Source organism: Bradyrhizobium sp. 482_C4_N1_8 (genome assembly GCF_052075965.1).
GTDB lineage: Bacteria > Pseudomonadota > Alphaproteobacteria > Rhizobiales > Xanthobacteraceae > Bradyrhizobium > Bradyrhizobium barranii.
On the sequence record NZ_CP197231.1, the window covers coordinates 7466816 to 7481023 of the forward strand.

The window sequence follows — 14208 nt, forward strand, 5'->3', positions numbered from 1 at the left end:
GCCGAAGTATATCTTAACTAAACAAAGCGACATTGCGGCAGTGCACCGAAAAAATCAAATCGATTTTCATGCAATGCAGCGTCGCAGCAAAACAATGCTCAAACTACTGTCACACGCGTGACAATTAAGCAGGCATCACGCCGCGTTTCACACCAAATCGCGTCATTTTCGCACAGCATTGTCGCGCGCATTTGAACGGCTGTTCAACCATGCCGCTTAAGCCGTTATTAGGCCGCGGCCATTAACACTCGTGACCAATTCGAGGAGTTGCGTCGTGAGTACGGTTGCCATTTTCAGTCTGCTGATCGGATCGTTGCTGGGAGGCCGATTCCGGATCTTCATCCTGCCGCCCGCCATCGTTCTCGGTGCGACGATCCTCGGTGTGGGCTCCGCGTGGCAGGGACATGATTCAGCTCACATCGTTGTGACGATTCTCGTCTTCGCGTCGGTGCTCCAGCTTGGCTATTTCTGCGGCGCGGTTCTGGTGCGCGCGCGAGCGGCGGGCCTATCGCGGCAAGGCCGCACCCTCGTTCGACAGCCGCAGCTTCGGCTAGCCTCGCGCAAGCTTGTGGACAGGTGATTCGCAGCGCGGGTGAATGATCGGGCAGGCGCAGGCTTGCCGGCAGGGGTAGAAAAAAACCTGCTCGGACACCCAAATTCTCCGATAGCATATTGACATCCCGGGCGAAGCTCTTTGAAAGAGTTGCACCCCATGTCCATGATTGCGCCCCGAAGTTCGCCCCGGCCGAAGCTACCGAACGGCGTGCGCATCTATGCGATCAGCGATATCCACGGCTGCGCGCATCTGCTCGAGCAGATGTTCGCCGTGATCGATGCGGACATGGCGAACAGCCGGCCGTTTCGCGCGATCGAGGTCTTCCTCGGCGACTACATCGATCGCGGACCGGACTCGCGTCATACCCTCGATCTCCTGATCAACCGCAGCCGCCGCCGCAACACCGTCTTTCTCAAGGGCAATCACGAGGCCTATTTCACCTCGGTGCTGGAAGATCCCGCCCGCGCCGCCGAATGGTTTCAGTTCGGCGGGCTCCAGACCCTGATGTCGTACGGCGTGTCGGCCGCGCCCGGCCTTGGCAAGGACGAGTTGCCCGATCTGGTTCGCGAGCTCACATCCGTGATGCCGCCGGAGCACATCGCGTTCCTGCGCCAGTTGCGGCCGACCTTCACATGCGGCGACTTCTTCTTCGTCCATGCAGGGGTGCGTCCGGGAATTCCGCTCTCCGAGCAGCGCGAGCAGGACCTGTTGTGGATCAGGGACGAGTTCCTGCAAAGCAATAGGCGCTTCGGCAAATACGTCGTGCACGGCCATACGCCGGTGAAGCAGGCCGAGCTGCTCGAGAACCGGGCCAACATCGATACCGGGGCCTATGCCACCGGAAACCTGACGCTGCTGTCCATTCAGGGCAACAGCATGCTCGCGATCTAGCGGTCTCGCTCGCGCGCCGTATCAGGCGTCAGTTGGTGGGGCTCGCCGGAGGCCGGTAGTCCGGGAAACGGCTCAGCATCGCCGCCTTCAGGAACTTGAAATGGGCGATCGAGGCGCCGAGCTCCTTGAGCCGGCGCTGGCCGTTCAGGATTTCCTTGTCGAACAGGTCCTGGTGGTGATTGTCGAGCGCCTCGCGCTCGAGATATTCGTCGTCGCCGTTCCCGATCGTCACGGCGGCGCGCGCCAGCACGTCCTCGACCCGGCGGTTGAGACCTGACTGCTCGCGCTCCGCCGCATGCAGGGCGTCATCGATCGCAATCATGATGGCTTCGATGCGGGTGCGATCTGTTTCTGCGTCGCGCTCGGGCGAGCGCGCGCGGAACACCTGCTCGCCGCCGAAGCGGTCTTTCAGGAAGTTATGGGTGCGGGCCCGCAGGAAGAGCTGAAACATGCGTGCATTTTCCGGTTCGAGGCGCCAGACCAGAAAATGGGCCCGCGATGGTTAATAAAGGCTGAATCCTTCGCGTCGCTCGGTGCGGCTTTGCGCCATCCAGGCCCTCCAGGCACCCTCGTGCTTCTCATAGAGCTCGAGCCTGCGCTGCTCGCCGGCATCGGGCGCGACCTGCGCCTGCTCGCTGTCGAGCCGCTCGAACTCGAACGTCTCCTCGGGCGTCAGGCCGATCAGGACGCGGCGACCTCCCCCGTCGACGAAATACCGCCGTGGCGCGTTGTACGTCGGGCTCGTCATGGCGTCTCCCCGAAATCCCGTCATGCTTCACTCCCCTCCGCCGCCATGCGAGTCGCAACGGCGAGAACCGCACGCCGGTTGTAAATCCTTAGAATGCACGCCGCGCCCTCGCCAATGAACTGTTCTGCCGGAACGCGGTGGGACTGTAGGGACGGTGGAACGGATGGCGCTCCGTGCGCTCGCGAGGCCGCAGCGCGCGTGTCGCATAGCCTGCGCCAAAGCCAGCGAGGAGCGAGACAAGGATCGCGAGCAGCATCATTCGCAATTCGTTCCAGTGACACTGGCAGTCTCATCCTCGAGTTGTGTCGAGATCATGATCACCGCCGCTGATTTTCTCGTCATGCCAGGGATTTTTTGGGCAGCACCCTGCATGCGAACTGATCGGGCTCGTGCGTCAACCGAAAAACCAGAGGAACAATCGCACCAGCATCAGCGTGATGAAATACACCCAGCCCGCCATCGCGATCAGCGCAACGCTGAAAAACGCGCCTTCAAACGCCCGCTCTCTGAGCTTGGTGAGAGGAAGTGCCGCTCGCGCCTTTTGAAGCATCTCGGTCTTCTTGATTTTGTTGATTTTGATTTGTTCGTGCGCGCGCACCATAGCCGAACGAATTCGACGATCTCGTGACGACTCAACCGAGAGAAGCACAATACTGCTCGTCAAACCGCTGCCGCATGCATCGCGATTGAATTTTTTTCTCGTTCGAAGCCGTTGCGACCAACCGGCGCCGATTCAATTCAAGTTGATCGCTCGAATCGACGTCGTGATTTCGAAGCAAACAATGTCGTGATCTCGAAGCACTTAATTCCTAATCGCGCACAAGTGCTGACGCCGAAACGCCGTGCCATCCATTATCAAGGGGAGATTGCCGCCTGAGCTTGGAGGACATTGAGGGCGCAGGGAACAAGTTCCCTGCTCGCCTCCATCGTCAGCATGGCGTCCGAGCAGCTCCTGCCTGTCTTCGGTAAGCCGATGATCCAGTGTCTGCGATTCATCCTGACGCTCGCAGGCATCAGGAACATCTTCATCGCCACCACGTCGAAGGACCGGTCACTGTTTCGACGGCTGTCGGCGACGGCTCGACGATCGGCCGACACTTCTTCCATGCTCGTCAGAACAGTCCGCGCGGATTGGTGGAGCTGCCGCGTCTCGCCGCAGCGCCGAGACGCGGGGTCGTGATCTTCCGATATCGGCAGGCGCCCCCTGCAAGGATTTCGAGCGCGGACTTGCGAAGACCGTGCGCCGGTTCTGCGACAACCGGACGTCGTGGCAGAGCATCCTCGATCCCCACCATCAAAGCGTGCAGACCGATCTTGGTTAGCGAAACTCCGTGGTTATACGGAGCGCAACGCGCCGATTTCATCGCGGTAAGGTTGAGCAGTTAGCTTAATCCGCGTTGTTTGTTGCGAACCTTAGTGGATCGCATATCCATCTTCTCACCGGGCTCCCCCAGGCCCGGCCCCACCCAAGCAAAGCCGTCGAGCGAACGTGGGTCCGCTTGGCGGCTTTGTCTTTGTGTCGACGAGAGGATGATTTCGGTTATGGCGCGCAGGCCCTGGTCGTTCAAGGAAGACCGCCGGCTGATGGAATTGGCCAAGTCTTCGACTTCGCTGGAAGAGGCAGCAAAACTTCTCGGGCGCTCGCCCGATGCGATCAAGCGTATGGCCTTGCGCCTCGGCCTGTCGCTGAAATCCAAGGGCCCCAAGAAGGGCTAGCGTCGGCCGCGCGCGACACGTCATGGACGGGCGCGTCCGCCTCATCAATCGATGAATGGCAGCCGCCAATCGACATGGGCCGATCGCTTTCGGCGCTCTCGATCTCTCCGTGCCCGGATGTTAGACTATCCAACGATGAAGATTGAACATCGTCCCTTTTCGGCGCAGAACGATCGCCGGACCGGCTTCGGTCTCAGTTTGATAGATTGTTGGAGGAATGCACCATGTTGTCCCGCGCGCTCGCCGTAGCTCTGCTCCTGGCTCTGCCCTCAGTAGCGTCGGCGCAAGTCCCCGTGGGGTTCGGATTTCCAAACGGCGCGCCGTGGTGCGCCTTCGGTTTCGATTGCCGATTCCTGAATTACCGGGAATGCGCCGACTGGATTTTCGATCCCGCGCGCAACTGCCTCAAGAATCCGTACTTCGCAGCCCACTACCCGACCAATGTCGACAAGGGCTGGACCTACAATCGGCGTTGAACGTCGGTCCCTGCGAACAGCTTGGTCATGCGGTCTGGCGCGTTGCTTCGTGCTTGACCGGGGTGGCCTGGTTTTGTCGATGACGAGAATTTGGGCAGGGACGATCGCCTGCCCGTTCCCCTGACGGTGGAACTCTCAGCCGCGCTCCGCATTGTTTTCGAAAGAAAAGCGGGAGGCGGAGCCGTCATGGCAAGCTCTTTCCTTATCGTGATGTCGATCTGGTTCGGCATCAACATCCTGTTCTTGGCAGTCCGGCTTTGGATCACCAGGCCGAAGAACTGGCAGATGAATGCCTGCCCTCGCCAACTCAGCGCCGTCCGCGTGAGATCGCGACTACACCGCCACGTTTGACGTCAACTGCATGCGTGCGGATTGGGCCGTAGCCACGGCTGCGCGGCTTGCCCGTGAACCTCGGTTCATGCCATCGAGGGTTTGTGAACCTTAACGATGTTCTTGGCTTTCGAAAGCGGCCAGCCGGTCGACCGGCTATGTTGGCGCAATGCGCCGCAATCATCTCATCGCAGCCGCGGTTATCTGTCTCGTGCTCATCGTCTATGCGACGCTGGCCAAGCTCGCGGGCCGGCCGGCACTCATGGGCCACGCGGAGGCCTACTGGGTCGTCGTGATCGAGCGCTTCAGCGCCTACGGCCTGTTGGGCTTCCTGCTGTCCTTCCTGCTACCGGGGCGCGTCAAGCTGGCTTGCGCGTTCGTGATCGCCGTCGCAGTCGGGTTAGAGGTCTTGCAGGCCGTGACGCCGGATCGTGATCCACGATTCATCGATGTGCTGCAAAAGGCCGCCGGCGGCACCGTCGGCGTCCTTCTGGCCCAAACCATCCTGGCTTTCCTGCCGAGGCCGCCGTCCTGAGGCGGCCGCCGGCGCCGCGAGAACTTACGCCACTCCGCTCCGCAAGCTCGGCTGACTCGTCGAAAGAACCCCGGACATCTGCCGGTGAGCATCGCGCAGCGCCGTGATCGCGTCATCGAGGTCGAATTCGGCTTCGCGAACGGTCTCGAAGAACCGGGCCATCAAGGCGAGGTTCAGCTTGACGCGGGTGTTCCCGTCGCGGCTCTTGCGGCGATCGAGCGACAGATGCATCGCCTGCATCCTGGCCTCGGCAGCGCTGCAGCCGCTGAGGGTCGCGAGTTCGTCATATGTCATCCAGATCTGAGGCATGTCCCTGTCCGCCTTTTGTTATGGGCCCCAACCTAGATTTCACCTCTAAAACTAGTGTTGCCGCAGTCCAGTCGCGCCGTGATTTCGCGACAACAGCGTCAATGCAAAGCTAAAAACCGGCACCTTACGACACAGGCGCCTTGGGCGGCGTGAACGGGTGACGCGGCCGGGAACGGTTGTCGAGGCCCTTGGGCAGCTTGTCGGCGTTGAGCTTCACGACCGCGCATTTGGCGTCGGCTGCCGGCGCATCTTCCTGGCTGTAGATCAGCGTCGCCTCGAACTTCACGTCGGGTGCTTCCTTGGCCGTTCCCGAACAGCTCGCCACCAGGCCGTTGCACACACCCGAAAGTTTGACCTCGACCTCATCAGGCCCAAAGACGCTCAACGGACCGTCAGCATGCCGGTTCACGGTCAGGACGGCCGAGAAGTGCTGCTCATCGACCCGGTAGGAACCACCATAAGTAAAGAAGCTGTCGCGGCCCGAGATCCGGCCCTCGGCCAGATCCACGATGCCGGTGCCCTGACCTCGTGGGGTCCTGAACCAGGCAGCGTATTTACCGTCTCTCAGCATGGGGAATTTTCCGAGGTGAAGATCGCCCTGTATTTGCGACCAACTCTGGGGCGCGACAATGACCTAACGGCCAGCCCTTCGGGCAAGGTTAATGCTCGGAAAACCCAATCCGTCGAATTGCCGCCGACGCGCGACGCCGGCGGCGAACGTCAGAACAACTCTATGCCGTCATCCGCGGTCTCGACCGCTTCGACGCGGCGCGTGGCGGCGATCGACGCAAGGCCAAGCGTTTGCAGGAATTCCCGGTGAACGTCCCGCTCGCGCTCCATCGTGTAGCGCGCGAAGAGATCATCGAGCATCGCCTGATCCTGCGCCTCCGGCTGCGGCCGCTGCGCGCCGGCGCTCGCGGTCTCGAGCCGCGCGGCAACCGCAGGCAAGGCCGCGGAGCTCTCGCCTAGCGAGCTCATCAGACCTTGCGCCGAATTCATCAGGCCCTCGAATTCCGCGCCTTCATCGACGAGCCGGCTCATCAGCTTGCCGAGCCGTTCGTTGCCGACCTCGACCTCGCGCAGCGCCTGGAGGATCTGCGGCTCGAACTTGGCGAGCTGCGTGGGATCGCCCCGGACGCGGAGCTCCTTCAGCTCGTTCGCAGAGCGCTCGATGCCGTCGAGCACGGGCCGCAGGCGCCCCGCGCCCACAGAGACCTGGTCGGCGGTCGCCTTGAGCTCGTTGGCGATCACGACGAACGCGCTGCCGCGGCTGCCCAGATGGCTTGCCTTGAGGCCGGCATTCATTCCGATCAGGGTAATGTCGACGGTCGCTTCGGCAAGTCCTGCGATGGCCTGGCGAAACTTTGCCAACGTGCCCTCGACGATGGCCAGCGCCTCGTCGACCGAGCGGCCGGCGCTCTCGCAGGTAGCGATCAGGGTCGAGGCATGTGCCAGTGCCTGCTTGATGCGCGCGAGGAACGATGACGAGCCGCCATCCGCGCCGCCGAACAGATTGCGGCCATGGCCGACGACATTGCCCGCATCGTGCAGGATGGCGGTGAGCGCGCGAACGATCTGGCCGATGTCGCCGCCGAATTCGCGCTGGGCGTCCCTGAGCAGGGCCGCCTGCAACTGGCCGATCGCGCGCGCGCCGTCCTCGCTCGCGCCCCGTTCGGGAACAAGGCCCGGCGCAGCTTCCGACGCCTGGCCGAGGCCATGACAGACATGTTCGAGGCGCTGGCGCGTGCTGTCGCCGGCCTGCAAGGAAATGATTGCGCCGCCGACCGCCTCGGCGATCTTCCTGGTGCTGGTGCTCGCGAGGTCGGCGAGCTGGCTGCTGTCCCGGCGCTGGCCGCGCAATCCGGAATAGGCTGCGCCGAGCTCGGCGCTCTCCGACACCAATTGATTCCGATAACGGCTCTCGAACTCCTTCTGCCGACCGGAGGCCGTAGCAACCGCCTCGGACAGGCGCTGCTGGTCCCGCGCGCAGCCCTCGATCGAACCTTGTACCGCCTTGCCGAGATCGTAGGCTTCCTGCGTGAAGGCGAGAAAGCCCTCGCGGTCGCCGTCGAGCGAGGCCGCCTCGATCCGCGCGCTGCGCGCGATGATGGTGATCATCTGGATGTGCTTGAACAGCGGCTTGAGCAGCGCGGACGCCTCCGCCGTACTCGTGCCGATGGTCGCAAGCAGGGCGCTCTCGGCCGGCAGCGCCTCTGCCAGCTCGCTGAGCCGCGCGGCGATCTCCTGTAGCGCGGTGGCGGCGCCCTCGATCTCGGCGCCGGAGAGTTCCTCCGAGAGCGTCGCGAGGCCCTGGTTCAGCTCCTTGAAGATGAGGTGACCGCGACCGAGCTCGTGACCGACGCGCGCGAAGACGTCCTCGATCCGCGACGAGACATCCTCGATCGCGACGATCGCCTCGGTGAGCGTATTGGCCGGAATGGCGGACATCGCAATCAACCTGCCACCGCAACGTGTCCGGCCTGATACCAGAGCATGATCTCGCGCGGGATATGATGCAGCGAGACGACCTTCTCGACACCGCCATGCGCGATGGCTTCCTTGGGCATGCCGAACACCACGCAGCTCTCCTCGTCCTGCGCGCGCGTCGAGGCGCCGAGCTTGCGCATCTCCAGCATGCCGCGCGCGCCGTCGTCGCCCATGCCCGTCATGATCACGCCGAGCGCGTTGGCGCCGGCATGCTGGGCCGCGGAGCGAAACAGCACGTCGACCGAGGGGCGATGCCGCGACACCGGCGGGCCGTCCTTGATCGCGATCTGATAGCGCAGGCCAATGCGCTGGAGCAGCATGTGACGGGCGCCCGGCGCGATATAGGCGCAGCCCGGCAGCACCGGCTCGCCGTCCTCGGCTTCCTTGACGCGGACCTGGCAGACGCTGTCGAGGCGCCTGGCGAAGGCGGCGGTGAAACCAGCCGGCATGTGCTGGACGATGACGATGGGAGGACAGTGCGGCGGCAGCATCTCGAGGACGTCGTTGAGCGCTTCGGTCCCGCCGGTCGATGCACCGATGCACACGATGCGTTCAGTCGTCGGCCGGACCTTACCCTGCACCGGCGGCGGGATGATGGCGTCGGCGGTCAGCTTCCTCTCGATCATACGGCGCTCCGCCCGCGGGCGCACCCGCGCGCGCGCTGCCGATTTCACGGCCTCGCGCAGCCGCGTCGAGCATTCGAGCAGCGCCTGCCGGGTGTCGATCTTCGGCTTCGGCACGATGTCGACCGCGCCCGCCTCGAACGCCTCGAACATCACGTTGGAGCCTTCCTCGGTGAGTGAGGAGCAGATGATCACCGGGATCGGGCGCTGCGCCATGATCTTGCGCAGGAAGGTCATGCCGTCCATGCGCGGCATTTCCAGGTCGAGGATCATGACATCGGGGATTTCGTTCTGGAGGCGGCGCGCCGCCGCGAACGGATCGGAGGCCGCCCCCATCACCTCGATGTCAGGATCGTCGTTGAGGATCGTTTGCAGGATTTGGCGCACCGACGCCGAATCGTCCACGATCAGTACGCGAACTTTCTCCCTCGGCATTCTGGTTGCGCTCCGGCTAGACCTTGAAAATGGTTGGCTGAACTTGCTTCAGACCCGGCACTGCACTGTGAATCATCGATTCCGAATGACCGACCAGAAGATAGCCGCCGGGCCGCAAATGGCTGCACAATTGCTCGATCACCTTGCGCTGGGTCTCGCGCTCGAAATAGATCAGGACGTTGCGGCAGAAGATGATGTCGACGTCCCGGTCGACGGGGTAGGACTTATCCATGAGGTTCATCCTCATGAAATGCGTCATGCGCCGCAATTCCGGCACCACCCGCACTTCGCCGCGCAACTTGTCGCGTGACGACAGGAAATATCGCTTCAGGAAATGCTCCGGCACCGGCGCCAGCACGTCGCGGGTGTAGATCGCGGTCTTGGCAAGACGCAGTACCGCGGTCGAAATGTCGGTCCCGAGGATGCGGTACTGAAACCGCGAGCCGTTCCGCGTCATGTCGTCGAGCACCATGGCGGTGGTGTAGGCTTCCATGCCGGTGGAACTCGCCGAGCTCCAGATCTTCAGGTTCGCGTTTTTCCGCCCGTGCGACTTGAGCAGGGCCGGGATCGCGACGTCCCTCATGAAGGTGAAGTGCTGGGGCTCCCGGAAGAAGTCGGTCTTGTTGGTCGTCACCACATCGATGAGATGGGTCAGCTCGGTGTCGAAATGATCGGCCTCGAACAGGTTGTCGACATACTCGTTGAGGTCGGAGAAGTTCAGCGCGCGCACGCGCTTGTGCAGCCGCCCCTCCAGCATCAGCCGCTTGCCCTGCGGCAGCTTGATGCCGACCTGGCCCTCGATCAGTTCGGCGATGGTCCGGAAGTGGCGGTCGGACAGATGGACGACCGTATCCTGCACGGCGGGCATCATGGCTGAATGCCCCGGTCCGCGATGGCCGCCTGCACTGAATGTCGGGCCGAACGGGCCATCTTGAATCCCACGCGTTTACACGATCACTGACGGCGGATCGGCCCACCGGCGAAGGATGGGCCGACCTCTTGACGGGTCTCAGCGCTGGAAATCGGCGTCCCGATCGTCCTCGCCGTCGTTCATGTCGAAGGCGAAGCCGCCGCCACCGGCCGCCTTCACCGCGCGCGCCGGCCTCGCCTGCGGCTTCTTGGCCGGCCGCTCGACGGCCGCCATTGTCGCCGCCTTGGCGCGGAGCTGGGTGACCGCTCGGTCGATCGGCGCAGCGGCCTGGCTGCGTCCCTGCTCGATGCGGAAATAGGCGATCGTCGACTGAAGCTGCTCGGCCTGCGAGGCGAGCTCCTCGGAGGTCGAGGACACCTGCTCGGAGGCGCTGGCGTTCTGCTGGCCGACCTTGTCGAGCTGCTGGATCGCCTGGTTGATCTGGGCCGAGCCGACGTCCTGCTCGCGGCAGGCGGCGGTGATTTCCTCGACGAGCTCTGCCGTCCTCTTGATATCAGGGACGAGCCTGGAGAGCATATTGCCGGCCTCCTGCGCAACCTTGACGGTTTCAGTCGAGAGCGTGCCGATCTCGGCGGCGGCGGCCTGGCTGCGTTCGGCGAGCTTGCGCACTTCGGACGCAACCACGGCAAAGCCCTTGCCGTGCTCGCCGGCGCGCGCGGCCTCGACCGCGGCGTTGAGCGCGAGCAGGTCGGTCTGGCGCGCGATCTCCTGCACGATCGTGATCTTCTCTGCGATGGTCTGCATCGCGTTGACGGCGCGGCCGACCGCGGCGCCGCTGGCCTCGGCATCCTTGGCGGACTGCGCGGCGATCTTCTCGGTCTGGTTCGCGTTGTCGGCGTTCTGCTTCACGTTCGAGGCCATCTCTTCCATCGAAGAAGAAGCTTCCTCGGCGGACGAGGCCTGCTCGGTCGCGCCCTGCGAGAGCTGCTCGGCGCTGGCGGAGAGCTCCTGGCTGCCGGCGGAGACGTTCTGCGCCGCGGTCAGGGCTTCCGACACGATCTGACGGAGCTTCTCCACCATGCGCTCGAGCGCGAGGCCGAGCGTATCCTTGTCCGACAGCGGTTTGGCCTCGACCATGAGATCGCCCTGCGCGATCTGGTTGGCGAGCGCCGCCGTCGCGTTGAGGTTGACCGTCATCGCGTTCAGCGACTTGATGAGATCTCCGATCTCGTCATTGCTGGAGGACTCGATCTTGTGGCTGAGATCGCCGATCGCCACCGCATCAGCGAGGCCCACCGCCTGCGCCAGCGCACGGCTGATGTTCAGCGCAATCCAGGTCGCCGCGACCGCGGCGATCAGGAGCGAGGCAATGACCAGGCTCATCAGCAGCATCTCGGCGCGCGCACCGTCCTGCTTTGACTGCTCGGCCTGCTCAGCCATGTTCTTCTTGACATTCTTGATGTAGACATCGGCCGCTTCGATCGCGTCCGCAACGACCTTGCGGCCATCATGCATGGAGCGATCCAGGGCCTTCGGCTTGTCGGTCTTCGCAAGCCTGACCGTCTCGTCCTGATAGGCGTTGAGCTTGGCGAAGGCGACGTTGAAGACCTCCATCAGCTTCTTGCCGCTTTCGCTGGCGGCTGCGTAGATCTCGTCCTTCGACTTGGTGATCGCGTCGCGGTTCTTGATGAGGTCGGCCTGGAACTGCTCGTGTTCCGCATCGGACGCTGCGAGAATCGCGTTCTTCTCCGCGCGCACAAGGAACAGGATGCCTTCCTTCAGCTCGGCGGCCTTTTCCATCCGGCCCGCACGGCTGACCAGAAGCTCGGTGGTGCCGACCATGTCCGCCAGCTTCACATAGCCGACCGCGCCGGCGATCATGGACAGCAGGATGACGACGCCGAAGGCGCTGGCAAGCTTGGCTTTGACGGTGAATCTCATGTCAGTCTCGTTGGTTCGAATTGGGGTGCTTACGCTTGACCACGCTTCACGCTTGCAAATTCAGGCGGCGCGAGAGGTATCGCGCCCTTCCGGGATCTCGTCGTTCGCCATCAGCTTGGCGAGATCGAAGATGACGACGAATTTCTCGCCCTTGCGGCCGATCCCGGCGGCATAGTCGGACTGCCATTTTCCGCCGACCTCGGGGATGGGCTCGATCGCCTGCTCGTCGATATCGGTGACCTCGAACACGCAATCGGCGACGAAGCCGACGCCGACCAGGCGATCCTTCATCGGCACGTCGAGGATGATGATGCGGGTCGCTTCAGTCGCTTCCACGGCCGGCAGGCCGAGCTTGGTGCGGAGGTCGACGATGGGATAGCCGCTGCCGCGCACGTCGATCATGCCGAGCAGGAAATTCGGCGCATGCGGCAGCCGTGAGATCGGCCGCATGTCGAGAATTTCCCGGACATTGCGGATGCTGATGCCGAACGTCTCGCCGGCGAGCCCGAGCGTCAGATATTGCGAGGTTGCGGCCATGGTACGGTCCAGAGTCAGATTGTTTTCAAGTTGCGGTCAGCGCTGAAACTCGGCGTCGCGGTCGTCTTCGCCGTCATGCATGTCGAAGGCGAAGCCGCCGCCATTGGCGACCTTCAGCGCGCGCGCCGGCTTGCGGGCGGGCGCGGGCTTCTTGACGCCGCGGTCCGCTGCCGCCATGTGCGCGGCCTTGGCGCGGAGCTGGGTGACCGCACGGTCGATCGGCGCGGGCGCGGCAGCCTCGCCGCGGCCGGCATGCTCGATGCGGAAGAACGAGATGGTCGACTGAAGCTGCTCGGCCTGCGAGGCGAGCTCCTCGGATGTCGAGGACACCTGCTCGGAGGCGCTGGCGTTCTGCTGGCCGACCTTGTCGAGCTGCTGGATCGCCTGATTGATCTGGGCTGAGCCGACGTCCTGCTCGCGGCAGGCCGCCGTGATCTCCTGGACCAGCTCGGCAGTCTTCTTGATGTCGGGCACGAGCTTGGACAGCATGTCGCCGGCTTCCCGAGCGACCTTCACGGTTTCCGTCGACAGCGTACCGATGTCGGCCGCGGCCGCCTGGCTGCGTTCGGCGAGCTTGCGCACTTCGGACGCGACCACGGCAAAGCCCTTGCCATGCTCACCGGCGCGCGCGGCCTCGACCGCGGCGTTGAGGGCAAGCAGGTCGGTCTGGCGCGCGATCTCCTGCACGATCGTGATCTTCTCGGCGATGGTCTGCATCGCATTGACGGCGCGCCCGACGGCGACGCCGCTGGCTTCCGCGTCCTTGGCCGACTGCGCGGCGATCTTCTCGGTCTGGTTGGCGTTGTCGGCATTCTGCTTCACGTTCGAGGCCATCTCTTCCATCGAGGACGAGGCTTCCTCGGCCGACGAGGCCTGTTCGGTCGCGCCCTGCGACAGCTGCTCGGCACTGGCCGAAAGCTCCTGGCTTCCGGCCGAGACGTTCTGCGCCGCGGTGAGTGCTTCGGCGACGATCTGCTTGAGCTTCTCGACCATGGAGTTCAGCGAGGTAACAAGATCGCCGATCTCGTCGTTGCTTGTGACCTTGATCGACTGGCTGAGATCGCCATCGGCAACCGCGCCGGCGAGCCCGACGGCGCGGCCGAGACCGCGGGAGATGCTCAAGGAAATCCAGATCGCGGCGATCAGGCCGATGACAAGCGAAGCCAGCACGGCCGAGATCAGCAGGAGCTGGGCCCGGTTGCCGTCCTCGTGAGCCTGGGCCGCCTGAGCGGCCATGTTCTTCTTGACGTTGGTGACGTAGACGTTGGCGGCTTCCATGGCCTCGGCGACCGCCTTGCGGACCTCGGTCATGGAGCGCTCGGCGGCTTTCGCCTTGTCGGTCCGGGCGGTCTTGAGGGCGTCGTCCTGAACGGCGTTCATCCGCGCGTACGCGACGCCGAAATTCTCCATGAGTTTCTTGCCTTCGGGGGAAGCCGCGGCCTGGATCTCTTCCTTCAACTTCGAGAGCGTCTCGCGCTGCTTGGCGATTTCGGCGATAAAACGATCCGCCTCGCCTTCAGGCGCGAGAATGAGGTTCTTCTCGGCGCGAACCTGAAGCAGGATACCCTTCTCGATCTCCGCCGCACGGTCCATCCGGTTGGCACGCGACACCAGACTGTCGGCGGTGTCGATCATCTCGCTCAGTTTCACATAAGCGAGGCCGCCCGCCGCCATCGACAGCAATAGGACCACACCGAACGCGATGGCAAGCTTTGCCTTGACCGTGAATCTCATTTCCAGCCCCTACCCCAGT

Annotated in this window: 17 protein-coding genes; 5 read left to right on the forward strand and 12 right to left on the reverse strand. The window is 63.5% G+C overall.

Going from position 1 to position 14208, the window contains the following annotated elements; genetic code table 11:
• Window positions 1-274 precede the first annotated feature (274 nt).
• Window positions 275-580, forward strand: coding sequence for a hypothetical protein (locus AB7Z56_RS35370; RefSeq protein ID WP_245328482.1), 306 nt, complete (start codon window positions 275-277; stop codon window positions 578-580).
• 132 nt (window positions 581-712) lie between these two features.
• Complete coding sequence (locus tag AB7Z56_RS35375) at window positions 713-1447, forward strand: metallophosphoesterase family protein (protein ID WP_063985232.1); 735 nt, start codon at window positions 713-715, stop codon at window positions 1445-1447.
• A 28-nt stretch (window positions 1448-1475) separates the two neighbouring features.
• On the opposite strand, the gene AB7Z56_RS35380 is transcribed toward AB7Z56_RS35375, so the two are convergent.
• From AB7Z56_RS35380 to AB7Z56_RS35395, 4 genes are all read right to left on the reverse strand, one after another.
• Complete coding sequence (locus tag AB7Z56_RS35380) at window positions 1476-1898, reverse strand: hypothetical protein (protein ID WP_028159056.1); 423 nt, start codon at window positions 1896-1898, stop codon at window positions 1476-1478.
• Window positions 1899-1949: 51 nt separating this feature from the next.
• Window positions 1950-2195, reverse strand: coding sequence for a hypothetical protein (locus tag AB7Z56_RS35385; RefSeq protein WP_063985233.1), 246 nt, complete (start codon window positions 2193-2195; stop codon window positions 1950-1952).
• 394 nt (window positions 2196-2589) lie between these two features.
• Window positions 2590-2796 (reverse strand): hypothetical protein, encoded by a 207-nt coding sequence (locus AB7Z56_RS35390; protein WP_283018484.1) that lies wholly within the window; start codon window positions 2794-2796, stop codon window positions 2590-2592.
• 254 nt (window positions 2797-3050) lie between these two features.
• Window positions 3051-3302, reverse strand: a complete 252-nt coding sequence (locus AB7Z56_RS35395) for a hypothetical protein (protein WP_063985234.1) — start codon at window positions 3300-3302, stop codon at window positions 3051-3053.
• Window positions 3303-3737: 435 nt separating this feature from the next.
• Between AB7Z56_RS35395 and AB7Z56_RS35400 the strand changes: the two genes are divergently transcribed.
• From AB7Z56_RS35400 to AB7Z56_RS35410, 3 genes are all read left to right on the forward strand, one after another.
• On the forward strand, window positions 3738-3911 hold the full coding sequence (locus AB7Z56_RS35400) for a hypothetical protein (protein ID WP_187387800.1): 174 nt from the start codon (window positions 3738-3740) through the stop codon (window positions 3909-3911).
• A gap of 224 nt (window positions 3912-4135) precedes the next feature.
• Window positions 4136-4387, forward strand: coding sequence for a hypothetical protein (locus tag AB7Z56_RS35405; protein WP_063985235.1), 252 nt, complete (start codon window positions 4136-4138; stop codon window positions 4385-4387).
• A 499-nt stretch (window positions 4388-4886) separates the two neighbouring features.
• Window positions 4887-5252: a VanZ family protein gene (locus AB7Z56_RS35410; RefSeq protein ID WP_014497531.1), complete on the forward strand. Its 366-nt coding sequence runs from the start codon at window positions 4887-4889 to the stop codon at window positions 5250-5252.
• 24 nt (window positions 5253-5276) lie between these two features.
• Here AB7Z56_RS35410 and AB7Z56_RS35415 read toward each other — a convergent pair whose 3' ends face one another.
• From AB7Z56_RS35415 to AB7Z56_RS35450, 8 genes are all read right to left on the reverse strand, one after another.
• Window positions 5277-5561 carry a hypothetical protein gene (locus AB7Z56_RS35415; protein ID WP_063985237.1) on the reverse strand — a complete coding sequence of 95 codons (285 nt, stop codon included), beginning with the start codon at window positions 5559-5561 and terminating at the stop codon, window positions 5277-5279.
• Between the two features lie 124 nt (window positions 5562-5685).
• Window positions 5686-6132 (reverse strand): hypothetical protein, encoded by a 447-nt coding sequence (locus AB7Z56_RS35420; protein WP_028150364.1) that lies wholly within the window; start codon window positions 6130-6132, stop codon window positions 5686-5688.
• 149 nt (window positions 6133-6281) lie between these two features.
• Window positions 6282-8009: a chemotaxis protein gene (locus AB7Z56_RS35425; RefSeq protein ID WP_187387801.1), complete on the reverse strand. Its 1728-nt coding sequence runs from the start codon at window positions 8007-8009 to the stop codon at window positions 6282-6284.
• 5 nt (window positions 8010-8014) lie between these two features.
• Window positions 8015-9106, reverse strand: coding sequence for a protein-glutamate methylesterase/protein-glutamine glutaminase (locus AB7Z56_RS35430; RefSeq protein WP_063985238.1), 1092 nt, complete (start codon window positions 9104-9106; stop codon window positions 8015-8017).
• Between the two features lie 16 nt (window positions 9107-9122).
• Window positions 9123-9977, reverse strand: a complete 855-nt coding sequence (locus tag AB7Z56_RS35435) for a CheR family methyltransferase (RefSeq protein ID WP_063985239.1) — start codon at window positions 9975-9977, stop codon at window positions 9123-9125.
• Between the two features lie 138 nt (window positions 9978-10115).
• Window positions 10116-11918, reverse strand: coding sequence for a methyl-accepting chemotaxis protein (locus tag AB7Z56_RS35440; protein WP_063985240.1), 1803 nt, complete (start codon window positions 11916-11918; stop codon window positions 10116-10118).
• A 60-nt stretch (window positions 11919-11978) separates the two neighbouring features.
• A complete protein-coding gene (locus tag AB7Z56_RS35445) occupies window positions 11979-12455 on the reverse strand; it encodes a chemotaxis protein CheW (RefSeq protein ID WP_063985241.1) in 477 nt (158 codons plus the stop codon).
• A 36-nt stretch (window positions 12456-12491) separates the two neighbouring features.
• A complete protein-coding gene (locus AB7Z56_RS35450; protein ID WP_063985242.1) occupies window positions 12492-14189 on the reverse strand; it encodes a methyl-accepting chemotaxis protein in 1698 nt (565 codons plus the stop codon).
• Window positions 14190-14208 lie beyond the last annotated feature (19 nt).